Genomic DNA, 22,171 nt, shown 5'->3' on the forward strand with positions numbered 1-22,171 from the left:
GGCAGGGGACGGGAAATGGCCGTATTGGTAACAGGCGGAGCAGGTTATATCGGCAGCCACATGGTATGGTCGCTGCTCGACGGCGGCGAAGCGGTGGTGGTGCTCGACTGTCTGTCGACTGGATTTCGCTGGGCGGTCGCACCGGAGGCGCGCTTCTACTTCGGCGATGTCGGTGACCGGGCGCTGCTCCAGCGGGTCTTTGCCGAGAACGACATCGACTCGGTCGTCCATTTTGCGGGCTCGGCCGTCGTACCGGAATCCGTCGCCAACCCGCTTGCCTATTATGAGAACAATACGGCCAAGACCCGCACGCTCATTGCCGCAACCATCGAGGCCGGCGTTGGCCATTTCGTCTTTTCTTCGACCGCCGCCGTCTATGGAACCCAGGATACGTCCGATCCGGTCGGCGAGACGGCCGCCCTGCGGCCCCAGAGTCCCTACGGCCGCTCCAAGCTGATGTCGGAGATGATGCTGCAGGACGCCGCGGCCGCGCATGATTTCCGCTTTGTCGCATTGCGCTATTTCAACGTGGCCGGGGCCGACCCGCTCGGCCGCGCCGGCCAGTCCACCTTCGGCGCGACGCATCTGATCAAGGTCGCCTGCGAGGCGGCGCTCGGGAGGCGTCGGAAGGTCGATGTCCTGGGCACGGACTATCCGACGGCGGACGGTACCGGCGTCAGAGACTATATCCATGTGAGCGATCTCGTGGCGGCACACAGGAGCGCGCTCGCCTATCTGCGGGCTGACGGTGAACCGTTGGTTGCGAATTGCGGTTACGGCCACGGCTTCTCGGTGCTGCAGGTGCTCGATACTGTGCGCCAGGTTTCCGGCCGCGATTTTATGGTGGACTACGCGCCCCGGCGGCCGGGCGATCCGGCGCAAATAGTCGCCGACTCTTCCGTAGCCCGGCTGAAGCTCGACTGGGTCCCGACGCATGCGAGCCTCGAGCATATCGTCCGGAGCGCCTTCGACTGGGAAAGCCATCTCGGCCGCAAGAACAGCTTCGACGAGGAACAGGACGAGCGGTTGATCGCGAACGGCTGAGCCCGTTGCGTGAAGCCTTCAGGGGTGGTCCTCTCCGAGCAGTTTCCGCTCGTGCGCAATGGCACGTTCGACGAGTTGTGCCCAGAATCGTTCGTAGAAGTCCGGATCGAGGCCGAGCTCGACCGCGTTCCGGCGCGCGTTTTCCTTCACCTCCGCCACCCGTGCCGGGATGTCCGCCTTGAGGTTGAGCGGGCGTTTGATCTCCGCGGCGCGCTCGATATAGCCCCAGCGTTCGGCGAAGAGCTTCATCAAGGCGCGGTCGAGGCGGTCGATCTCCGCACGTATATCGTCCATCGTCGTGCATTCTGCCGGTGTATTCTGCATGTCGGATCCTCGCGGAGCGGAGGCCGCCCCATTTGATAGCGCCGAACTGCTAGCAAAGGGGGCGCCGGCTGAGAAGGGGTTAAACCGACGCAGCGTGACGGCTCCGCTGCAGCGGGGGTTTTCACGCGCCGAGAGCAAGCTTGATCGCAAGACCGACAATGCTGACCGCCGCGACGCCGGCGGCCCATAGGCCCACGAACCAGAGAAGCTTGCGGGCAGTGCCGCTGGAGCGCGTCAATGATAGCCCTCCTCCGGATCGACCTTGCCGCGGAACACCCAGTAGGCATAGGCGGTATAGGCGAGAATCATCGGCACCAGCACAAGCGCGCCGACGAGCAGGAAGGCGAGGCTCTCGTCCGGCGCGGCGGCATCCCAGATCGTCAGCGAAGGCGGCACCATGAAGGGATAGAAGCTGATGCCGATGCCGATATAGCCGAGTACGAACAGGCCGAGCGCGGCGATGAAGGGCTGGACATCGTGCCGGTCGCGGATGCCCTTGAGAAGAAGGTAAAGGCAGCCGAGGACGAGCAGCGGCACGATGACGCTGAAGATCGCCGTCGGCCATCCGAACCAGCGCTCCAGATAGACCGGCTCGAGAAACGGCGTCCAGAGGCTGACGACGCCCATTGCCGCAACCGTGGCGAGAGCGGTTCGAAGCGCGACGCCGCGCGCGCGTTCGGCGAGCTCGCCACGGGTCTTCATGACCAGCCAGGTCGCTCCAAGAAGCGCATAGCCGATCACGATCGCCACCCCGGTCGCGATTGAAAACGGCGTCAGCCAGTCCCACCAGCCGCCGACATAGGCCCGGTTCTCGACCGGGATGCCCTGCACGAGGGCGCCGAGCGCCAGGCCTTGCGCGAAGGCAGCGAGCATCGAGCCGCCCGCAAAGGCCCAGTTCCACAGGAATTCGCCACGCTGCGTGCGCCAGCGGTACTCGAACGCCACGCCGCGGAAGATGAGGCCGATCAGCATGGCGATGATGGGCGCGTAAAGTGCGGGCAGGATCGTCGCATAGGCGAGCGGAAATACGGCGAGCAACCCTCCGCCGCCGAGCACGAGCCAGGTTTCATTGCCGTCCCATACCGGGGCCACCGAGTTCATCATGACGTCGCGGTCATGCTTTTCGGGGAAAAACGGAAACAATATCCCGACGCCGAGGTCGAAACCGTCGAGAACGACATAGGCAAGCACCGCAAAGGCGATGATCGCGGCCCAGATCAGTGGCAGATCAATGGCCATGATGGCCTCCCTGGTTGGCTGTTGCCGGCCCGGGCGTCACTCCGGCCGTGCGCAAGGGTCCTTCGTCGAGATCCGGCCTCGCATCGCGCGGCAGGCGTGCCATCAGCCGCAGGATGTAGAAGGTGCCGGCGCCGAAAACGAGAAAATAGACGATGATGAAGGCGACGAGCGAGGCGCCCACAGCCGGCGCTGCGATCGGGGAAATCGAGTCCGCCGTCAAAAGGTGCCCATAGATCGTGTAGGGCTGCCGCCCGACCTCCGTGGTGATCCAGCCGGCAAGCACTGCCACGAAGCCCGCCGGGCCCATGAGCACCGCCGCGCGGTGGAGCGCGGCACTCGTGTCGAGCGTGCCGCGCAGCCGACACCAGAGGCTCCAGAGGCCGACACCGAGCATGGCGAAGCCGATCGCCACCATCACGCGAAACGACCAGAAGACGATGGCGACCGGCGGGTGCCGGTCCTCTGGTATGGTGTCGAGACCGGCAAGCGGCGCATCGAGCGAGTGCTTCAGGATCAGGCTCGAAAGCTTCGGGATCTCGAGCGCGTAGTCGACGCGCTTCTCGGCGGAGTTCGGAATGCCGAAGAGGATCAGCGGCGCGCCTTCCGGATGGCTTTGATAATGCCCTTCCATCGCCATTACCTTTGCCGGCTGATGTTCGAGCGTGTTGAGTCCGTGCTGGTCGCCGGCGAAGATCTGGATCGGCGCGACGATCGCCGCCATCCACATCGCCATTGAGAACATCGTGCGGGCGCGCCGCGGCGCGGTCTTGCGCAGGAGGTGCCACGCCCCGCAGGCGCCGACGACGAAGGCCGTCGTCAGATAGGCGGCGAGCACCATGTGCGTCAGCCGATACGGGAAAGACGGATTGAAGATGACCGCCCACCAATCGTCGGGAATGAACTGCCCGGCCTCGTTGACGGAGAAGCCGGCGGGCGTCTGCATCCAGGAGTTCACCGCGAGGATCCAGGTGGCCGAGATCAGCGTGCCGAGCGCGACCATGGCGGTTGCGAAAAAATGCAGCTTCGGGCCGACCCGGTTGAGGCCAAAAAGCATGACGCCGAGAAAGCCCGCTTCCAGGAAGAAGGCGGTCAGCACCTCGTAGCCCATCAACGGCCCGATTACCGGCCCGGCCTTGTCGGAAAACACGCTCCAGTTGGTGCCGAACTGGTAGGACATGACGATGCCGGAGACGACGCCCATGCCGAAAGCGACGGCGAAGATCGTCTTCCAGAAGTTGAAGAGCTCCAGATAGACCTCGTCCTTCTTCCAGAGCCAGAGCGCTTCGAGAACGGCCAGATAGCTGGCAAGCCCGATGGAGAAGGCCGGGAAGATGATGTGGAAGGAGACGGTGAAGGCGAACTGTATGCGTGCAAGGACAGTTGCGTCAAAGGCTTCGAACACGGCGCTGATCCTTTCGGGCGGAAACCGCAAGCTCAGACGCGAACGGCGTCCGGCATTTGCGATCTGCATCGTGTGATTGAATCTGACGCAATATTGCCAAAGGTCAATGACGGGCGGATCGTCACGTTGTCACACTGCGGCAATCGTTCGCCCGCGGCACTTTGAAGCGGTGCCCATCAGGGCGCCGCGTGCGACAGCGTCCTCGAAGCAGCCTGCCGTGTCTCGCTCTCTGGCCTCATCTCTGTGACGTGCACAAGGATGGGAGGAAAGCACTCCGAGAAATCACCGGCGCGCGAGGTAGGCCTCGGCGAGCTCGGTCCAGAAGGCAGCGCCGATGGGCAGCAGATCGTCGTTGAAATCATAGCCGGGGTGGTGGAGCGATTTCTCCTCGCCCGTCACCCGCGAGCCCAGGAAGAAATAGCTGCCGGGCCTTTCCTTGAGCATATAGGCGAAGTCCTCGCTTCCCATGAACGGCCGGGCGAGATCGACGACCTTGTCGGCGCCGGCGAAGCGGATGGCGGCCTCGCGGAGGAAATCGGTCTCCGCCTTGTGGTTGATCGTCGCATCGTAGCTTCGCTCGTAATCGACGGTTGCGCGCATGCCGAAGCTTGCCGCTTGAGCCTCGGCGATCATCCGGATGCGGCGTTCGAGCTCATCGCGGACACCCGGATCGAAGGAGCGTATGCCGACGACGATCTCTGCGCGCTCCGGAATGATGTTGCTGGCGGAGCCGGCGTGAAACGCGCCGACGGTCACGACGGAGGGGTCCATCGGATGGATGTTGCGTGCGACGATGGTTTGCAGCGCCATGACGATGCTGGCGCCGCAAACGATAGGATCGGCGGTCTCCTGCGGTTCGGCGCCGTGGCCGCCGCAGCCGTGAACGGTGATCCGCGCCTCGTCGACCGCCGCCATGATCGGGCCCTCGCGCAGAGCGAACTGGCCGAAGGGCAGGTTCGGTTCGTTGTGGAGCGCGAACACGGCATCGCAGGGAAATCTGTCGAAGAGACCCTCGTCGACCAAGATCTTCGCACCGCCCGCATTCTCCTCCGCCGGCTGGAAGATGAGGTGGATCGTGCCGTCAAAATTCTTTCGCTCGGCAAGGGCACGGGCCGCGCCGAGTAGCATCGTCGTATGGCCGTCATGACCGCAGGCATGCATCAAGCCCGGCTTCGTGCTTGCATAGGCGGCCCCGGTTTCCTCCTGGATCGGCAGCGCATCGATATCGGCGCGGATGCCGATCGAGCGCGACCCGGTGCCGGATCTCAGCGTGCCGATCACGCCTGTCTTCGCCAGGCCCGTCGTCACCTCATAGCCGAGTGTTTCAAGATGGCGGGCGATGAAGGCGGATGTCCGCGTTTCTTCAAGCCCAAGTTCGGGATGGGCGTGCAGATCGCGCCGGATGGCCACGAGTTCCGGCATGGCATTGTCTATGGAGGCGGAAAGCTTCATGTCAGGCACCACGGGTGGGTATGCGGTTTTCGAAGTAACGGAAGGCCACGACCAGGATGGCGGTCAAGCACATGTAGATCGCCGCGAGCAGCAGGAGCGGCTCATAGGTCAGGTAGGTTTCCTGCCGCACCTTCGAGATCACCGCATAGACGTCGACGACGGTGATTGTCGCGACGAGCGGCGTGGATTTCAATTGCAGCACGGTCTCGCCGTTGAGGGTGGGCAGCGCGCGGTGGATCGCCCGCGGCAGCCAGATGCGCCGGAACATCGTCCAGCGGCCCATGCCGTAGGCACGGGCGGCCTCCAGCTCCCCGGACGGCACGCCGGCGAACGCGCCGCGCATGACCTCGCCCTCATATGCGGCGAAGGATACCGTAAGCGCCGCCACCCCATAGGGCCAGGCCTCGCGCAGATAAGGCCAGAGAAAGGATTGCCGGATCGCGGGGAACTGTGGAAAGAGCGAGCCGAGCCCGTAATAGAGAAGCCATAGCTGCAGCAGCAGCGGCGTACCGCGGATGACGGTACAGAAGATGCGGGCCGGAGCCTTGAAGAACCAGGGGCCGGTCACCTGGGCGAGGCCGAGCGGCACGGCCAGGAGGAAGCCGAGGATCGCGGTGCTGAAGAGCATCGCCAAGCTTACGAGAATGCCGGAGCCGAGCCTCGGCAGGTAACGCGGCAGCCAGTCCCAGCGCATGAAGACCGCGACCGCCACCACGAGCGCCGCGAAGAGAAGCATCAGCACGATGCGATGGGGCTTGAGGAAACTCTCCTTTCTCGGGAGGTCTTCCGGCGTGTATGCGAGCGCGTGGGTGGTTTCGTCGGTCATCGTTGCTCCGCGAAGCCGCGTCGCGCACGGCGTTCGACCATGCCGATGAAGACATTGGAAACGAGCGTCAGCGTCAGATAGAGCGCGCCGGCGGCGCAGAAGAAGAGGAGATAGGCCTTGGTGGCGCCTGCCGCCTGCCGGGTGACCAGCGTCAGCTCGCTGAAACCGACGACAGCGAGCAAAGCCGTGTCCTTGGTGGCGATCAGCCACAGATTGGCAAGCCCGGGGATGGCATAGGGCAGCATCGCCGGAAGCGTGATGCGCCGCAGCACCAGGAGCGGCGACATGCCGTAAGCACGCGCCGCCTCGATCTGACCGGCGGGAACCGCCTTGATCGCTCCGCGAAGCACCTCCGTCGAATAGGCGCCCTGCACGACCCCGATCACGAAGATGCCGGCCACGAGCCCGCTGATATCGACGGCTCCGACCCCGATGGCGCCCAGGAACTGGTTCAGAAGATCGGTGCCGGCATAGTAGAGAAGCAGGATGAGTACCAGTTCGGGCACCGCGCGAACCACCGTCGTGTAACACTCCAGAAGATCGCGAAGCACCGGCCCGCCATAGAGCTTGCCGAAGGCCCCGCCGATACCGAGTGCGAGCCCGAGCGCATAGCCGCCGACTGCGATCTCGATCGAGCTGAGGAAACCCTGCAGCAGGACACCGCCCCAGCCGGGCGCCGAGAGCGAAAGCAGGCTCCAGTTGATAAAGGAATCACCGAGCACGGCAGCCTCTTAAACAGAGCGGGATCACGGACGATGTCCGCAATCCGCATCCCGCTCGAACACGAATTCAGGCCGGCGATCGCCCGGACCGCCGGCCGGTTGCGGTTATCCGCCGTAGATGTCGAAGTCGAAGTATTTCTTCGAGAAGGCGTCGTAGGTGCCGTTCTCGCGGATCGCCTTGATCGCCGCGTTGATCTTTTCCTTCAGTTCCGTCTCTCCCTTGCGCAACCCTACGCCGACGCCGGGTCCGATGACGTCGACGTCCTCGGCGACCTCGCCCTTGTAATCGCAACACTGCTTGCCCTGATCGCTTTTCAGGAAGGCATCGAGGGCGATCGCGTCAGCCTGGACGGCATCGACGCGGCCGGCGGCGAGGTCCTGGTTCGCCTCGTCCTGCGTCTGATATTCCTTCACTTCGACGCCGGCCGGCGCAAAGTGTTTCACGGCATAGGCCTGGTGCACGGTCGACACCTGCACCCCGATCGTCTTGCCGGCGAGACCCTCCGGCGTCGGCTTGATGTCGTCGCCCTTGGCGCCGATGATGCCGGTCGGCGTATTGTAGTACTTGTCGGAGAAGTCGATGGTCTTCAGCCGCTCCGCGGTGATCGACATCGAGCCGATGATCATGTCGATCTTCTTGGAGGTCAGGGCCGGAATGATGCCGTCCCAGGCAACCGGGGTGACGACGCAGTCGAGCTTGGCCTCGGCGCACATGGCCTTCATGAACTCGATCTCCCAGCCTTGCCAGTTGCCGCTGGCGTCAGGCGAAGTGAAGGGCGGATAAGGCTCCGCCGCAATTCCCACCTTGACCTGTTGGGCCGAGGCGGCGGCCGCACCCGTGATGGCCAGGGCGGCGGCGAGCGCCACGAGTTTCAATGTCTTCTTCATGCCGTTCCCTTTTTGGTTGTTGAGCATTGCGGAATTCAGTGAATGGAGCTGATGAACTTCTTGAGCCTTTCGGATTTCGGAGCGCCGAAGATCGCCTCTGGCGGACCCTGTTCCTCGATCACGCCGTTGTGCAGGAAAACGATGTGAGTGGCGACGTCACGCGCGAATTTCATCTCATGGGTCACGAGCACCATCGTCCGCTTTTCCCGCGCCAGATCGCCGATGACCGAAAGCACTTCGCCGACGAGTTCCGGATCGAGCGCAGAGGTCGGCTCGTCGAAGAGCATGACCAGCGGCTGGATCGCAAGCGCCCGGGCAATGGCGGCGCGTTGCTGCTGGCCGCCGGACAGGAAAGCCGGATAGGCATCCCGTTTCTCGTAAAGGCCGACCCGGCGGAGCAGCGCCTCGGCCGTCTCAACCGCTTCGGCCTTCGTTTTGCCGAGTACGTGCACCGGCGCCTCGATGACATTCTGGAGAATCGTCATGTGCTGCCAGAGATTGAAGCTTTGGAAAACCATGCCGAGCTGGGTGCGGATCCGCTGGACCTGCTTGCGGTCGGCCGGCATCAATCCGCCGTGTCCGTCCGGCGTCATGCGGATCTCTTCTCCGTGCACGCTGATCTGGCCGGCCGAGGGCAGTTCCAACATGTTGATGCAACGGAGAAGCGTGGATTTGCCGGAACCGCTGCCGCCGATGATCGCGATGACGTCGCCCTGCTGCGCGCTCAGCGATACGCCCTTCAGCACTTCCAATGGCCCGAAACGCTTGTGGAGGTCGGTAACCGCGATTGCCTGGGCCGCATCCGTCATCGGCGCGCGGCTCCTCTCGTTCGCGGAACGCTCGTTGAAGCCATAAAAACAGTTCCCCTGGTCGTTCTCTCGTGCAGCATCTTCGGCTTGTCACGCTGTTTCTGGAAGGCATCGTTGCACTTGTGTCGCTATTATTCAAGCGTATAATAACACCCGCGTCGATTTTCTGACGCTCCTCGCAACAACGGTCATTCCCGGGAGCAACGCATGAGCCCAACCGGTTGGCAGGCAATGACGATCTGGCTGAACGGCACGGCGCGGGGCATGCGGTGAACCGGCGCAGCTTCTATCGCGCCCCCGAGGGCGAGCGGCGCCAGGAACTGATCGAGGCGACGCTGGACTGCATCTCGGAATTCGGCCTCAAGGGTGCGACTGTGCGCCAGATCGCCGTTCGCGCCGGCGTTACCGCAGGGCTCGTCCGTCATTATTTCGAATCCAAAGACCAGATGGTTGCGGAGGCATACCGCGCCGTCATCGCCTCTCTCACGGAGAAGGCGAAGAACGTCGAGGGCGATCCGGCGACGCGTCTCAAGGATTTCATCGCCATCAATCTGACCGAGCCGGTCGCCGACAGCCGCAGCATCTCGCTCTGGGCCGCTTTCATCAGCCAGGTGCGGGTCGATCCGGTGCTCGCGGAAATCCATCGCGACGGCTACCTCGCCTTTCGCAACGCGTTGCAGGAGTTGCTCAGCGATTTTCTTGCGGCCAAGGGCCGGCCCGCCGGTCCCGAGGAGTGCCGCCGCTACGCAATCGCGATCAACGGCCTCGTGGACGGGCTATGGGTCGAAGGCTGCCTAGCCGGCGATCTCTTTCGCGAGGGCGAACTGGTCGGCATCGCCATGGCCTCGGTCGAAGCCCTGCTCGGTCTTCGGATCGAAAAATAGAAAACGAATGAGGGAGTGAATACTTGCGCTACGCGTCGATCACATCACGTCTTGCCGAGCTCGGTTCCGGCAAATGGACGCTGCACACCCGCGCACGTCAGCTGAAGGCGAGTGGCGCCGAGCTCATCGAGCTCACAATCGGCGAACCGGATCTGCCGCCTGACCGCGCGCTTCTGGAAGAGTGCCAGCGGGCGATGAATGCGGGGCGCTACCGCTATTCAAACGGCCGCGGAGAGCCGGCGGTCGTGGCGGCGCTTACCGAAAAATACCGTCGCCGCCGTGCCGCCGTGACCGCGGAGAACATTCTTTGCTTCCCGGGAACGCAGACGGCGCTCTTTGCCGTGATGTTCGCGCTTGCCGAGACGGGCGACGGCGTGCTCGTCGGAGACCCCCTATACGCGACCTATGAAGGCGTCATCCGGTCCACGGGGGCCCATCCGGTATTCGTACCGCTTGACCCGGAAAACGGCTTCCACATGCGGGCGGAGGATCTGGAAAATGCGGTCACGCCCGAATGCCGCGTGCTGCTCCTCAATACGCCGCACAACCCCACCGGCGCCGTTTTGACGGCGGAAGAGATTGCGGCGATCGGTGAAGTCGCGCGCCGTCACGATCTCTGGATCGTCTGCGACGAGGTCTATGAGGAGCTCGTCTTCGATGCGCTCTTCGCTTCGCCGTTCGACAATCCCGATCTTGCCGAACGCACCGTGGTCGTCTCGTCCATTTCGAAGTCGCATGCAGCACCCGGCTTTCGCAGCGGCTGGGCCGTCGGCCCGGCCGAGTTCACCGAGCGCCTGCTGCCGATCTCCGAGACCATGCTTTTCGGCCAGCAGCCGTTCATCGCCGATATGACCGCTTACGCGCTGACGCATGACATCGATACGGCGAGGCAGATGCGGAAATCCTACAGCCGGCGTGCCCGGCGGATCATCGACGGTCTTGCGGGGGCGTCCGGGGTTTCGGTGCTGCCGCCGGAAGCGGGTATGTTTGCGCTGATCGACGTCTCCGGCACGGGCCTCTCCGGCGAAGCCTTCGCCTGGGCGCTCCTGGAAGAGGAGGGAGTTGCGGTCATGCCGGGGTCGTCCTTCGGCGACAAGGCACGCAACTTTCTGCGCGTGAGCCTCACCGTTCCGGATGCCGCCATCGAGGAGGCATGCCGCCGCATCGCCGCACTCGCCGAACGCTGCACCACCCGCAAGGAGCGCCGCGCATGACCGTCGAATCGAAAACCGTCGGCGAGACCCTTGTCGATCTCCTGGAGGCAAACGGAGTGGAGGTCGTATTCGGCATTCCGGGCGTGCATACGGTCGAACTTTACCGGGGCCTTGCCGCATCGAATATTCGCCACGTCACGCCGCGCCACGAACAGGGTGCGGGCTTCATGGCCGACGGTTATGCACGCGTCAGCGGCAAGCCTGGCGTGGCCCTCGTGATCACCGGTCCGGGCGTTACCAATACGATCACCGCCATGGCGCAAGCCCGGCAGGACTCGATCCCGATGCTCGTGATCTCCGGCGTCAACCGCCGGGATTCTCTCGGACATGGCCGGGGGCTGCTGCACGAGCTGCCCGATCAGAGCGGAATGATGAAGACGCTGGCGCTCTATTCGCACACGCTTCTCAACCCCGCCGATCTGCCGCTCGTCGTCGACCGCGCCTTTGCCGTGCTGCTTTCCGGCCGGCCGGGCCCGGTCCATATCGAAATCCCGACCGACGTGATGGCCCTGAAGATCGAGGGTCGTCCGGCAAAGCCGGCGGCGGCGACCCGCCCGCGCTCCGACAGCGAAACGCTGCAAAGGGCGGCGATCCTCTGCGCCGAAGCCGTCCGGCCCGTCATTCTGTGCGGCGGCGGCGCCCTGACGGCGGAAGCCGAAGTGCGGGAACTCGCCGAGCGGATCGGTGCGCCGGTGGTCACGACGGTCAACGCCCGCGGCATGCTTGCCGGCCATCCGCTCCGGGTACCGGCAAGCCCGAGCCTCAAGGCGATACGCGAGCTGTTGCGGGAGGCGGACCTCGTGCTGGCGCTCGGCACCGAAATGGGCCAGACCGATTACGATCTCTATGCGGATGGCGGCTTTCCGCTGCTGAAGAACCTCATTCGCACCGATATCGATGCGGCGCAGCTGGCGCGCGGACCTCAAGCAGCACTTTCGATCCTTTCCGGCGCGAAGGCCGCGACTGCGGGCATTCTGGGCTTCCTGCCGGACCATGCGTCAGCCAAGAATGGAGCCTCGCGGGCGGAGGCCGCGCGCAGGCAGGCGCTGAAGGAGCTGACACCGAAAATGCTTGCGGAAATCGGCGTCGTCGAGGCGATCTACCGGACGCTCCCCGACTGCACCATCGTCGGGGACTCGACTCAGGCCGTCTATGCCGGCAACCTCTATTGCGACGCACCGCGGCAAAGGGCGTGGTTCAATTCGGCGACGGGCTACGGCTCGCTCGGCTATGCGCCTCCCGCCGCCGTAGGCGCTGCGGTCGCCGATCGGGGGCGGCCGGTCATATGCCTCGTCGGCGATGGCGGGTTCCAGTTTTCTCTGGCCGAGATCGGTTCGGCGGTGGATGCGCATGCCAGGGTCGTCTTCCTCGTCTGGAACAATGACGGATACCGGGAAATCGAGTCCTACATGGTCGAATCGGGGATCACGCCGGAGGGTGTAAAACCTTCCGCGCCCGATTTCCTGCTGACCGCCAAAGCCTACGGACTGCCTGCAGAGCGGCTGGCGACCGTGAAGGATTTGCCGCGCGCTCTCGCCGATGCGGCGTCGCGCCCGGGGCCTTCGCTCATCGAAATCCACCAGGAGAGAACCGCCGGCGCTACAGCGTGACGGCCCGGATTTGACTTTTACGGCCCGGAGTGATGTTAAGAGCGCACATGCTCGAATCCGGCCACGTTCTTCGTGTAGCTTGGTGCTCGGGCTGAATTGTCTCGCTTGCGTTCGATCGCGGATAGACCGGACGCAAAGAGAAAGGGACCGCGTCCTAGATGGACCTCATGGGTGGTGGCAGCAGGAGCATGCACGCCGGCCGGCTTCTCGCCGTGCTGTGGCTGTTCTGCGCCTCTCTATCCATGCAGGTCATTGCGGTCGGCCAGAGTGCAGCAAGCCGTGCGGCCGGAGCGCCGGCCGGCAATGTCGCTCAACCCGATACAGGTTCCTCCGACCGGCCGGTCGCCCGCCAGATATGCAGGGCGGTTGCACTGCCCGACCTGCGTTTCAGCGGCGAGCGGGCGGACGGCAAGTCGATGGTCGGCGGCGATCCGGCGCCGTTCATCCAGCTCCAACGCGTTGCGCTCGCTGCGCCCGAGGATTCTCCTGCTCCAACTCTGCCGCGAGCCGAAATCGCAGGCGGCGCACCGTGTCAGAACGAGTGCATCCGCGCGCCGCCACCGCCGGCCGCCATCGTTTGAGTTCGGCAGGGCTTTCGATCCCGCCTCAGCCATTGATGAAAACCCAGCCCGGACGCTGCTCGAAGCGCGTTCAGGCATTTATGGAATTCCCACATGCGTACATCCAGATGGGCGGTCCTCGCCTATGTCGCGATCATCATTTTCGGATGCCTTGCGGCGCTGCCGAGCGTTTTGACGCCGGCCATGAGGGAGCAGGTCGCTTCCGTTCTTCCGTTCAAGCCGGTCACGCTCGGCCTCGATCTTAGGGGCGGTTCGCACCTCGTTCTCGAAGTGGACGGGGCGGGGCTGCAGAAGGCTCGCCTCAACTCGCTTCTCGACGATACCCGTCGCGTCCTGCGCGGTGAGCGCGTCTCCGCCTCCTCTGCGCGTATCAGCGGCAACAGCGTGACCGTAAGCATCCCCGATGCTCAGGACCGGGAAAAGGTTCTGCCGAAGCTGCAGGAACTGGCGACGCCCGTGAGCACTGTGGGTTTTGCCGCCCCCGCTCCCGAGGTCGAGGTAACGACGGCGGGCGAAGTCATCACCCTGGCCATGACCGAGGCGGGTCTTGCCGACCGCATGACCAAGGCGGTCGAGCAGAGCCTGGAAATCATCCGCAACCGCGTCGACCAGGTCGGCGTCGCCGAGCCGCTGATCCAGCGCATCGGTTCCAACCGCATTCTCGTCCAGCTGCCCGGTCTCCAGGATCCGACTCACCTGCGCGAGCTTCTGGGTTCGACGGCACAGATGAGCTTCCACATGCTCGACCAGGCCGTCGACGTCACGCAGCCGGCGCCACGCGGGGTCGACATTCTGCCGGGCGCCAATGACGGCAACCGCTATCCGGTCGAAAGCCGCGTCGCCATTTCCGGCGAGCGCCTGGACGACGCCAAGGTCGGCTTCGATCAGCGAACCAATCAGCCGGTCGTCGATTTCAGCTTCGACTCGCTCGGTGCCCGCCAGTTCGCCGACATCACCCGCGAAAACGTCGGCCGGCCGTTTGCGATCGTGCTCGACGGCAAGGTTCTGACGGCACCGGTCATCAACGAGCCCATTCTCGGTGGCCGCGGCCAGATCAGCGGCAGCTTCACGGTCGAGGAGGCGACAGTTCTTTCCGCGCTCCTGCGCTCCGGTGCGCTGCCGGCACCGCTGACGATCATCGAAGAGCGCTCGGTCGGTCCGAATCTGGGCAGCGACTCGATTCGCATGGGCCTCTATACCGGTCTCGCCGGTTTCGGCCTCGTCGTGGTCCTCATGGTCGTGCTCTACGGCGCCTGGGGTATGATCGCCAATGTGGGTCTGGTCCTGCACACGATCATGACGATCGGCGTTCTCGGCCTGATCGGATCGACGCTGACCTTGCCAGGTATCGCCGGTATCATTCTCGGCATCGGCATGGCCGTGGACGCTAACATCCTGATCAATGCGCGCATCCGCGAAGAGACCGAGGCGGGCGCCGGAGCGATGAAGGCGCTGGATCTCGGCTTCAACAAGGCTTATGCGACGATCATCGACTCCAACGTCACCACGCTTGCGGGCACGGTGCTTCTCTTCTGGTTCGGCAGCGGGCCGGTGAAGGGCTTTGCCGTCACCATGATGCTGGGCATCGGCATTTCGATGTTCACATCCGTTACGGTCGTGCGCCTGCTGATGCGCGAGGTCGTCGTGCGCCGCAAGATGAAGAAGCTGGAAATCCCTTCGCTTTTTGGCAAGGTGCCGCAGCTGCCCAACTTCTCCTTCATGAAGGGCCGCTTCGTCGCGATCGGCTTCTCGGCATTCCTGTCGATCAGCTCCGTCATCCTGTTCTTCACGCCGGGTCTCAACTACGGCATCGACTTCATCGGCGGCATTCAGGTCGAGGCGGTTTCGAAAGAGAAGATCAATCTGCCGACGCTGCGTCAAAGCCTCGAGGAGCTCAATCTCGGCGAGGTGGCGCTCCAGGACTTCGGCGGCGGCCAATCGGTGCTGATCCGCGTGCAGCGGCAGCCGGGCGGCGAGCAGGCGCAGACGGTGGCATTGAACAAGATCAAGGATGCGGTGACGACCGCCATCCCCGGTGCCAGCATGGAGCGGACCGAGGTCGTCGGTCCGACGGTCAGCGGCGAATTGGCGCGCTCCGGCTTCCTCGCCGTCGCTCTCGCCATGTTGGCGATCCTGCTCTACATCTGGTTCCGCTTCGAATGGCACTTCGCCGTCGGCGCCATCGCCGTGCTCTTGCTCGACATCACCAAGACCGTCGGGTTCTTTGCCCTTACGGGCATCGACTTCAACCTGACCGCGATCGCAGCGCTGCTCACGATGATCGGCTATTCGGTGAACGACAAGGTCGTGGTCTACGACCGCATGCGCGAGAACCTGCGCAAGTACAAGTCGATGCCGTTCTCCGATCTCATCGACATGAGCATCAACCAGGTGATCGCGCGATGCATCTTCACCTCGGCTGCAACGGCGCTTTCCCTTGTGCCGATGGCGATCTGGGGCGGCGAGGCGGTGCAGAGCTTTGCATGGCCGATGATCTTCGGCGTCATCGTCGCGACGACCTCGTCCATCTATATCGGCGGCCCGATCCTGCTGTTCCTGAGCCGCTGGTGGAAGGAGCGGGAAGCCGCTCGTTCCACCGGGCAGCAGGCGGAAACGCCGACGGCCTGACGGCCTCGCGCCGTTGACGGGTGCGGGCGGAAAACCGTCCGCGCTTTTGCTGATGCCGCCGTGTCGATCGCGGCAAAGGGGCAGCCTCTCCGGGGGCTGCCCCTTTTTCGTCGGAAATAACTGCCTATATTCGACCCGTCCCTTGCACGGCGATTCGGTGCTACCTAGATAGCGAGATAGCCCGGACAGGCGAACGGATTTGCCGAGACGGCAGCTACGGAAACGAGATGGGGAATTATTTTTCGCGTTCTCGTTTCTTCAGTTGACGAAATTGGTAGATTATTTTAGTTTGCCATCGTGGGAGGCGGAAGGATTCCGCTTCGATTTGTTCATGAGCGCCTGGCGTCCTGTGCCGGGCCAGCCAAAGGAGAGTGACATGTTCGAATTTTCGACCGCCGCTTTCTGCGGCTCACGTTCCCATTGTCGTGCAACGGTTAAAGGTCTCATTCGCCAACTTCGCCGAATGTGACCGTTCAAACTTACCGAGTTCATCCTTTGCCGAGAATTGAATTATCCGCGCCCATGGGTGCGGAGGAGCGTTATTTACATGAGCAAGCAAGTTATCGAATATGGTGGCGAAGCCGTCGGAGTCGTCGTTCCTGACCAAGACCGTCTGAAGTTCCTGGCGGTCAAGTATCACGTCTGGGACCTGGACGCTCAGCGCTTCCGTTCGGTCGATGAAGCACGCGCGGCCATTGGGCGGCTCCTTTCCGCCCAGGGCGGGCGGAATCTTACCAGCCGGCCACCCGGCATTGCCGCCGCGTGAGGGCAGAAGTCGAACTGCTTCAGAACCGAATACTCTCAAGAGTACGCACTTCCCGACGGAACGCCGCTGCACAGTTCCGCTGGAAGTGCTTTAGTCCCCATTATCGTTTCAGGACCGCGGGCGGGATGCGAGCGTAATATACGCGCGCTCCCGCTCCTTGCGTCCATGGATGCCCGTCATCTCCCGGTTGTCGACTATAGCTGTGTGTTGGCAGCGCATTCTTGTGCTATGCCAGGACAAGATTGTATCCGAGGGCGGATCCGGCGATTCTGCGGGATCGGGGAGAATTGGCTCGAATGCTGACGAAGAAGGGAAAATACGGACTGAAAGCATTGGTCGACCTGGCACGGCTTCCACCCGGGCAGACGGCCTTCATCACCGAAATCGCGCAGCGCAACAACATTCCGAAGAAGTTTTTAGACACCATACTCCTGGAACTGCGCAACGCCGGCGTGCTGCGCTCGAAGAAAGGACCGGGCGGCGGTTATTCCCTGTCGCGACCGGCCTCCGAGATTCGCATCGGCCATGTCATAAGGACGCTCGACGGCCCGCTGGCGCCGATACGCTGCGCCAGTCGCACGGCCTATGAAATGTGCGATGACTGCAACGATCCGGAGACCTGCCGGGTGCGCATCTCGATGACATCGGTGCGTGACGCGATGTCGTCCATCCTCGATTCGATGACGCTCGCCGAGTTTGCCGCCGGCGGAGTCCTCCCCCCCGAGACCTCGGCCGAAAAGCGCATCGGCTGAGCCTGACCGTCCCGAAAAGTCGCCGGTTTGGTACAAATGGCCGGCGAAAGACTTGGTTTGTCCCGGAAAAAAGCCTATCTGGCGTCTATCTTGCTGCGGCCCGCTGACGAGGCCGTTTTTTGGCTACGCACTTCCGGCGGAAAACCGTGACACACTTTTCCCGGAGGTGCCCTACAGGGGGGCGATGATGGGTGTGAGACACGCGACGGCGGATGCGCATGCCGGTGGCACCGTGCTGGAGTCGATCGGGAGGACGCTGACGACTGCCTCGAACGGCATCAAGGCCCTTGCAGACCATCTGACCGGTGACCAAGCCTTCGCGGCCGCCCTCGTCGATGCGGTCGAACTGATGGGCGACGGCGATGGCCGGGTCGTCGTTTCCGGGGTCGGCAAGAGCGGGCATATCGGCCGCAAGATTGCAGCCACGCTCGCATCCACCGGCACCTCGGCCTATTTCGTCCATCCGACCGAGGCAAGCCACGGCGACCTCGGCATGATCACCGCCCGGGATGCGCTGGTGCTGCTCTCCTGGTCGGGCGAAACGGCGGAACTCGCCAACATGCTGACCTACGCCAAGCGCTTCAAAGTGCCGATCGTCTCGATCTCCTCGAACCGCGAGAGCACGCTTGCACGCAATTCCGAGATCGCCCTCGTGCTGCCGAAGGTGCCGGAGGCCTGTCCGCACGGCCTGGCGCCGACGACCTCGGCCATGCTGCAGCTTGCCGTCGGCGACGCTCTGGCGATCGCGCTCCTGGAACGGCGCGGCTTCTCGGCCGAGGATTTCAAGACCTTCCACCCCGGCGGCAAGCTGGGCGCGCAGCTGCGCCTGGTTCAGGAGCTGGCGCATGGCACCGGACAGATGCCGCTGCTCTCCGTAGGTCGCCCGATGAGCGAGGCGGTCATCGAAATGTCGGCCAAGGGCTTCGGCGTCGTCGGCATAAAAGATGAAAGCGGCAAGCTGGTCGGCGTCATCACCGACGGCGACCTGCGCCGTCACATGACGGGCGACCTCCTGGCGCAACCGGTCGAAGAGGTGATGTCGCGCAATCCGCGGGTGATCAAGGGTGACGTCCTTGCCAGCGCCGCCATGGAATTCATGCAGGACCACAAGGTCACCGTGCTGTTCCTCGTCGACGAAGCGGGCGCACCGGCCGGCATCCTGCACATTCACGATCTGCTGCGCGCCGGCGTCGCCTGATCTTCGCTGATTTTCGCCGGCTTCTGCCGGGGCGGCGGGTCGACGAAGGCGTCCGGTTCATTGACGTCGTTGCGGTGCAGCCGCTCCGCGATCGCCTTGGCGCCGGCATCCGTACCCGCACGGGAATAGAAGTTCCCGCGCACCTGGATCGAAGCGGCCATCAGCCTGAACATTGCCCCGCTCAGCACCGGATCCGGGGCTTCGGGCGCCGTCCAGAACGCGTCGAGCGGCTTCTGGTCGGTGAGACCGGCAATGTCGAAGACGGCCGTCCCCAGGACCTTCACGGGCTTGCCCTGCTTCAGAGCATGCAATCCGGCGGTGGAGTTGACCGTTACCATTCCGCAGCTGTGCTGCGTAAGCGAATCGAGATTGCCGCCGTCGAGATAGAGGACCCTGTCGCCGACACCGAGCGAGGCGGCCTTGTCCGAGGCGATCCTGCGCCAGGGGATCAGGCTGTTGTCGAGCGGGTGCACCTTGATGGCGAGACTGGTTCCTGCCGGCGCATGTCGCGCGAAAGAGGCAAGAATGCCGTCGATCGCTTCCCGCTGGCTGCTGAAGGGTGAATGCGCGCGCAATTGATAGTCCGTTTCAAGTTGAAGCGGATAGACGAAATACGGTGCATTTTTCGCCGAAAGCGAGCGGATCAACGCATCCGCGCGCCGCTGCTCGCCTTTGCCGGCCGCCAGCCGCCGGATCCACCCGGCATATTCGGCGAGCGGATGAAAGATTCCGTGCCGGCGGTAGCCGGGAAAGAGGAAAGAGAAAAACACGTTCGGCAGGTTGTAAAGGAGGTCGTATGCCGCCTCTGCAAGAAAGCTCTGCCGGTAGCGCCGCCGCCAGTCGGGCTCGGGCAAGCCCGTTGCCGCTCGCAGGATTTGCGCGGGATCGACCGGAAAGTGCGAGTTGGACGACATGCCGCCACGCTCGAGAGTCAGCCAGTCCGGCCTGAGATAACCCATTTCGACCACGAAGACTCGGATGCCGGCTTTTCGCGCGGCAGCTGTGGCGATCCGGTGATAGGGGCGCTCTTCGCCGAGCAGGACGAGGTCGGTGACGGCGTGGCGGCGGATGAAGGCCTCGACATAGGCCGGCCACCGCGCCGACGAGCCGCGGTAGTTATGGGCGCCCCGGCGTCGCCAGAATATCTGGTCGCCGGGATTGAGGTTGATGCGTAGACAGCAATGGCCCAGGGCCTCGAGATGCCCGGCGACCTTGGCGAAGACCGGCGACGCCGGCCCCTGCAGGAACAGGAAGGTTCTTGGCGGCGCGGGATCGAAGGTCGTATCTGCTGTCATCGGGCGGATTTCCGGAAGACGCTGCTATTGCAGCGCGTCCTTGTGCAGATTGGCGTGCTTCAGCATGGAGCCGAGCAGGTTCCAGGGATCCTCGTCCTTCGCTCGCTTCGGGCTGTGGACCGCAGCGCGCGCCTTGGCGAGCGGCACGATGAAATAATCCGTGCGGGGATCCGGGAAGGGATCCGCGAAGGATTTCAGAAGGGGCGCGTGGTCGCCGTAAAAGACGAACCAGACCGGCCGGTCGAGCTTGTTGAGGCCGTCGATCAGCTGCTTCAACGCAGCGTCAGACTGCTCGAGGATCGCCAGGTAGATATCGACGGGATGGGTGAGCGTACCGACGCGCCCCGGTTCCCAAGGGCCGTGATTGGCCATCGAGGCGACGAAGAAAAAGCCGCTCTCCTCTTCCGGCAGCTTCTCGACTTCGGCGAGCACGCGGGCTGCCAGCGTGGCGTCCGAGACATAAAGCCCGTCGCGCTCCGGTTTATGGTCGAAGGCATCGAGCATGGTAAGCTTCTCGAATCCAAGGAGCGGCATCGCCTTGTGCCGCAGGAAGAACGTCCGGTCATAGGGATGAATGAAATGCGTGCGCCAGCCGGCGCGCTTGAGCTTTCCGGGCCAGACGACATCGGCATAGTGCGCGGCACGAAGATACGGATAGCTGGCATCGACGTGGATGTCGTCGGGCACAAGGCCGCTCAGGACGGCAAATTCGGTGCGCAGCGTGTAGCCGCCCTCGAAGACATTGCTCAACCGCCCCCATTGCACCGCCTGCTTGCGCAACCGGTCGACCGTCGGAAGCTTGATCGAATCGACACCGAAATGCCGCATGTCGATGAAGGACTCCGACTGCCACACGACGATCACCGGGGCCTCCTCGTGGCCGATGAGGTCGTGTACCGCGGCGCGCAGTATTTCCGACAATTCGGCGACGATCTTGTCGCGCTTGACCCCGAGCCAGATGATGAAATGGAAGACGACGGAAGCGAAGGTACCGAAACGCACCGTGTTCTTCTTGACGTTGATCGCCTTCACCAGTCTCTGCACGAGGGCGGCCGTCGGGCGGTTCACCGGCCCGTAAAACAACAGGCCCCAGGGTCCGGCGGCGATCCCCACCATCATCAGAACCCAGAAGAGCCTGCTTCTTTCGGGCAGGATCGCCGGCTCGAAATACATGTAAAGTGCCGATACGCCGAACACGTAAAGGAAGGCGACGATCCAGAACACGATGTTCAGCGAGCTCGCATAGAAGATCGTCTTGTACTTGAAGACATCCGCGACCAGGGCAATATCGGAAAAGACCAGCGGCTCGCGGATGAACTTGAACTTCGCGCGGGAAATGCCGGTGAAAATGATGAAGAAACTCATCGTGCCGGCGGCGGCATAGAGGGGCCGCCACGAGATCGCGAAGAAGCCGGCAAAGACGAGCGCGATGACCGGTAGCCGGGCGAGACGGTCGATCCTGTCCTGATAGCGCCCGTATTTCGGTGCGTTCTTCCTGCGTTCGCGCGCCGGAAGGGCGAACCGGTCGGTATAGAAGATCACCGCGCAGGACAGCAGGTAGCACCCGAGGGTCAAGGCTATCGGGTAGTCGTGCAGGTGGAAGGGAATGAGCGCCAAGCCGATACCTTTGAGCCATTTCACCGTCGCCGCCTCGGCAGAAGGCTTCTCCCGACACTTAAAGCCTAATATTGGCTGGCACAAGCATGGCCGGGGGCGCCGCCGTCACCGTCCACTGTTGCGCGCGATCGCCCGATCGAACCACCAATTGAGGAAAGGCCTGACCGCCGGCCCGAAGCGGCCGAGAAGATATAAGATCGCGCCGAAATAAATCTCGAATCGCCGCCGGTCGATCCCGTCGACGATCTTTCGCGCAACCGCCTCGGCCGTCCATGGGCGGACGGTTCCCATGATCAGGCTGGCCTCCTGCGGCCGGGCGGCAAGCTCCCTCGTAAATTGCGGCGTCACGGTATCGGGTGGAAAGCAGATCGATATGCCGACGTTGTGGACGCGTGCTTCGCTGCGCAATGCTTGGGCGAAGCCGCCGAGGGCGAACTTCGAGGCGCAGTAGGCGGTATAGCCGTAGATGCCGATCAGCCCGGCGCCCGAAGAGACCATCAGAACATGGCCGCTGCGCCGCTCCTTCATGTCCGGATAAACGGCGCGCACGGCATGGACCGTGCCCGAAAAGTTCGTTTCCATCTGTCGCTGGAAGGCCGCGCCCTGCATCGCCTCGAAGGGCGCCGGTTCGACGACGCCTGCCGAGGTCACGAGAACGTCGCAAGGCCCGAACGTCTCCACACAGCGCAAGATCGCGGCCTCGATCTCCTCTCCTTTGGTGACGTCGGCGGCCTCTATGCGGACCGCTCCAGCCTCGAGGCCGTGTTCGGCCACCAGATTCTGCGCTGCCTGCTCCAGAAGATCGCGGGAGCGGGCGACAAGAGAGAGCCTCGCTCCCCGGGCTGCGTAAATCGAGGCGACCGCGAGGCCTATTCCGCTCGAGCCGCCGGTGATGATCACATGTGTCATGGACGCACCCG

Annotated in this window: 20 protein-coding genes; 9 read left to right on the forward strand and 11 right to left on the reverse strand. The window is 63.6% G+C overall.

What is annotated here, in order from left to right; translation table 11 throughout:
* The first annotated feature begins 15 nt into the window (after positions 1-15).
* On the forward strand, positions 16-1,044 hold the full coding sequence (galE, locus tag BHD07_RS04625) for a UDP-glucose 4-epimerase GalE (RefSeq protein WP_338278024.1): 1,029 nt from the start codon (positions 16-18) through the stop codon (positions 1,042-1,044).
* A gap of 18 nt (positions 1,045-1,062) precedes the next feature.
* On the opposite strand, the gene BHD07_RS04630 is transcribed toward galE, so the two are convergent.
* The 8 genes from BHD07_RS04630 to BHD07_RS04665 form a co-directional block, all read right to left on the reverse strand.
* Positions 1,063-1,368: a chorismate mutase family protein gene (locus tag BHD07_RS04630; RefSeq protein ID WP_338278026.1), complete on the reverse strand. Its 306-nt coding sequence runs from the start codon at positions 1,366-1,368 to the stop codon at positions 1,063-1,065.
* Between the two features lie 234 nt (positions 1,369-1,602).
* Complete coding sequence (cydB, locus tag BHD07_RS04635; protein WP_018094145.1) at positions 1,603-2,607, reverse strand: cytochrome d ubiquinol oxidase subunit II; 1,005 nt, start codon at positions 2,605-2,607, stop codon at positions 1,603-1,605.
* The gene (locus BHD07_RS04640; RefSeq protein ID WP_338278030.1) at positions 2,597-4,078 is read right to left on the reverse strand and encodes a cytochrome ubiquinol oxidase subunit I; all 1,482 of its coding nucleotides are present in this window, start codon (positions 4,076-4,078) and stop codon (positions 2,597-2,599) included. The genes cydB and BHD07_RS04640 overlap by 11 nt, the downstream gene beginning before the upstream one ends.
* 213 nt (positions 4,079-4,291) lie before the next feature.
* On the reverse strand, positions 4,292-5,461 hold the full coding sequence (locus BHD07_RS04645; RefSeq protein ID WP_338278033.1) for a M20 aminoacylase family protein: 1,170 nt from the start codon (positions 5,459-5,461) through the stop codon (positions 4,292-4,294).
* 1 nt (position 5,462) lies between these two features.
* Positions 5,463-6,287, reverse strand: coding sequence for an ABC transporter permease (locus BHD07_RS04650; RefSeq protein ID WP_013843943.1), 825 nt, complete (start codon positions 6,285-6,287; stop codon positions 5,463-5,465).
* Complete coding sequence (locus tag BHD07_RS04655) at positions 6,284-7,009, reverse strand: ABC transporter permease (RefSeq protein ID WP_018094149.1); 726 nt, start codon at positions 7,007-7,009, stop codon at positions 6,284-6,286. Before BHD07_RS04655 ends, BHD07_RS04650 begins: the two co-directional genes overlap by 4 nt.
* 105 nt (positions 7,010-7,114) lie before the next feature.
* Positions 7,115-7,897, reverse strand: coding sequence for a transporter substrate-binding domain-containing protein (locus BHD07_RS04660; protein WP_100670015.1), 783 nt, complete (start codon positions 7,895-7,897; stop codon positions 7,115-7,117).
* A gap of 35 nt (positions 7,898-7,932) precedes the next feature.
* Positions 7,933-8,706 carry an ABC transporter ATP-binding protein gene (locus tag BHD07_RS04665; RefSeq protein ID WP_275596811.1) on the reverse strand — a complete coding sequence of 258 codons (774 nt, stop codon included), beginning with the start codon at positions 8,704-8,706 and terminating at the stop codon, positions 7,933-7,935.
* A 269-nt stretch (positions 8,707-8,975) separates the two neighbouring features.
* On the opposite strand from BHD07_RS04665, the gene BHD07_RS04670 reads away from it, so the two are divergent.
* The 8 genes from BHD07_RS04670 to BHD07_RS04705 all read left to right on the forward strand — a co-directional run bounded on the left by BHD07_RS04670 (position 8,976) and on the right by BHD07_RS04705 (position 18,339).
* Complete coding sequence (locus BHD07_RS04670; protein ID WP_027992654.1) at positions 8,976-9,590, forward strand: TetR family transcriptional regulator C-terminal domain-containing protein; 615 nt, start codon at positions 8,976-8,978, stop codon at positions 9,588-9,590.
* 23 nt (positions 9,591-9,613) lie between these two features.
* Positions 9,614-10,804, forward strand: coding sequence for a pyridoxal phosphate-dependent aminotransferase (locus BHD07_RS04675; RefSeq protein WP_275596810.1), 1,191 nt, complete (start codon positions 9,614-9,616; stop codon positions 10,802-10,804).
* A complete protein-coding gene (locus BHD07_RS04680) occupies positions 10,801-12,414 on the forward strand; it encodes a 5-guanidino-2-oxopentanoate decarboxylase (protein ID WP_338278042.1) in 1,614 nt (537 codons plus the stop codon). Before BHD07_RS04675 ends, BHD07_RS04680 begins: the two co-directional genes overlap by 4 nt.
* Before the next feature lie 158 nt (positions 12,415-12,572).
* On the forward strand, positions 12,573-12,995 hold the full coding sequence (locus tag BHD07_RS04685) for a hypothetical protein (RefSeq protein ID WP_198516584.1): 423 nt from the start codon (positions 12,573-12,575) through the stop codon (positions 12,993-12,995).
* Positions 12,996-13,088: 93 nt separating this feature from the next.
* The gene (gene secD / locus BHD07_RS04690) at positions 13,089-15,623 is read left to right on the forward strand and encodes a protein translocase subunit SecD (RefSeq protein ID WP_100669645.1); all 2,535 of its coding nucleotides are present in this window, start codon (positions 13,089-13,091) and stop codon (positions 15,621-15,623) included.
* A 547-nt stretch (positions 15,624-16,170) separates the two neighbouring features.
* Complete coding sequence (locus BHD07_RS04695) at positions 16,171-16,389, forward strand: hypothetical protein (protein ID WP_018094157.1); 219 nt, start codon at positions 16,171-16,173, stop codon at positions 16,387-16,389.
* Positions 16,390-16,685: 296 nt separating this feature from the next.
* Entirely contained in the window at positions 16,686-17,141 is a 456-nt protein-coding gene (locus BHD07_RS04700) for an RrF2 family transcriptional regulator (RefSeq protein ID WP_100669644.1), read from the forward strand.
* A gap of 184 nt (positions 17,142-17,325) precedes the next feature.
* On the forward strand, positions 17,326-18,339 hold the full coding sequence (locus tag BHD07_RS04705) for a KpsF/GutQ family sugar-phosphate isomerase (RefSeq protein WP_100669643.1): 1,014 nt from the start codon (positions 17,326-17,328) through the stop codon (positions 18,337-18,339).
* Here BHD07_RS04705 and BHD07_RS04710 read toward each other — a convergent pair.
* The 3 genes from BHD07_RS04710 to BHD07_RS04720 form a co-directional block, all read right to left on the reverse strand.
* Entirely contained in the window at positions 18,309-19,634 is a 1,326-nt protein-coding gene (locus BHD07_RS04710; RefSeq protein ID WP_100669642.1) for a capsule biosynthesis protein, read from the reverse strand. The two genes, BHD07_RS04705 and BHD07_RS04710, sit on opposite strands and share 31 nt — an antisense overlap.
* A 24-nt stretch (positions 19,635-19,658) precedes the next feature.
* Complete coding sequence (locus BHD07_RS04715) at positions 19,659-21,275, reverse strand: LTA synthase family protein (RefSeq protein ID WP_338278052.1); 1,617 nt, start codon at positions 21,273-21,275, stop codon at positions 19,659-19,661.
* Between the two features lie 81 nt (positions 21,276-21,356).
* Positions 21,357-22,160 (reverse strand): SDR family oxidoreductase, encoded by an 804-nt coding sequence (locus BHD07_RS04720; RefSeq protein WP_100669640.1) that lies wholly within the window; start codon positions 22,158-22,160, stop codon positions 21,357-21,359.
* Positions 22,161-22,171 lie beyond the last annotated feature (11 nt).

This window comes from Sinorhizobium sp. KGO-5 (genome assembly GCF_036245905.1).
Taxonomy (GTDB): Bacteria; Pseudomonadota; Alphaproteobacteria; order Rhizobiales; family Rhizobiaceae; genus Sinorhizobium; species Sinorhizobium meliloti_A.

Excerpts from the sequence above, each read along its gene's own strand:
- BHD07_RS04720 (WP_100669640.1), bottom strand. The coding sequence starts at position 22,160 with ATGACACATGTGATCATCACCGGCGGCTCGAGCGGAATAGGCCTCGCG.
- BHD07_RS04695 (WP_018094157.1), top strand. The coding sequence starts at position 16,171 with ATGAGCAAGCAAGTTATCGAATATGGTGGCGAAGCCGTCGGAGTCGTC.
- BHD07_RS04665 (WP_275596811.1), bottom strand. The coding sequence starts at position 8,706 with ATGACGGATGCGGCCCAGGCAATCGCGGTTACCGACCTCCACAAGCGT.
- BHD07_RS04705 (WP_100669643.1), top strand. The coding sequence starts at position 17,326 with ATGATGGGTGTGAGACACGCGACGGCGGATGCGCATGCCGGTGGCACC.
- galE (WP_338278024.1), top strand. The coding sequence starts at position 16 with ATGGCCGTATTGGTAACAGGCGGAGCAGGTTATATCGGCAGCCACATG.
- BHD07_RS04685 (WP_198516584.1), top strand. The coding sequence starts at position 12,573 with ATGGACCTCATGGGTGGTGGCAGCAGGAGCATGCACGCCGGCCGGCTT.
- BHD07_RS04680 (WP_338278042.1), top strand. The coding sequence starts at position 10,801 with ATGACCGTCGAATCGAAAACCGTCGGCGAGACCCTTGTCGATCTCCTG.
- BHD07_RS04640 (WP_338278030.1), bottom strand. The coding sequence starts at position 4,078 with ATGCAGATCGCAAATGCCGGACGCCGTTCGCGTCTGAGCTTGCGGTTT.
- BHD07_RS04710 (WP_100669642.1), bottom strand. The coding sequence starts at position 19,634 with ATGACAGCAGATACGACCTTCGATCCCGCGCCGCCAAGAACCTTCCTG.
- cydB (WP_018094145.1), bottom strand. The coding sequence starts at position 2,607 with ATGGCCATTGATCTGCCACTGATCTGGGCCGCGATCATCGCCTTTGCG.
- secD (WP_100669645.1), top strand. The coding sequence starts at position 13,089 with ATGCGTACATCCAGATGGGCGGTCCTCGCCTATGTCGCGATCATCATT.
- BHD07_RS04700 (WP_100669644.1), top strand. The coding sequence starts at position 16,686 with ATGCTGACGAAGAAGGGAAAATACGGACTGAAAGCATTGGTCGACCTG.
- BHD07_RS04645 (WP_338278033.1), bottom strand. The coding sequence starts at position 5,461 with ATGAAGCTTTCCGCCTCCATAGACAATGCCATGCCGGAACTCGTGGCC.
- BHD07_RS04660 (WP_100670015.1), bottom strand. The coding sequence starts at position 7,897 with ATGAAGAAGACATTGAAACTCGTGGCGCTCGCCGCCGCCCTGGCCATC.
- BHD07_RS04630 (WP_338278026.1), bottom strand. The coding sequence starts at position 1,368 with ATGCAGAATACACCGGCAGAATGCACGACGATGGACGATATACGTGCG.
- BHD07_RS04650 (WP_013843943.1), bottom strand. The coding sequence starts at position 6,287 with ATGACCGACGAAACCACCCACGCGCTCGCATACACGCCGGAAGACCTC.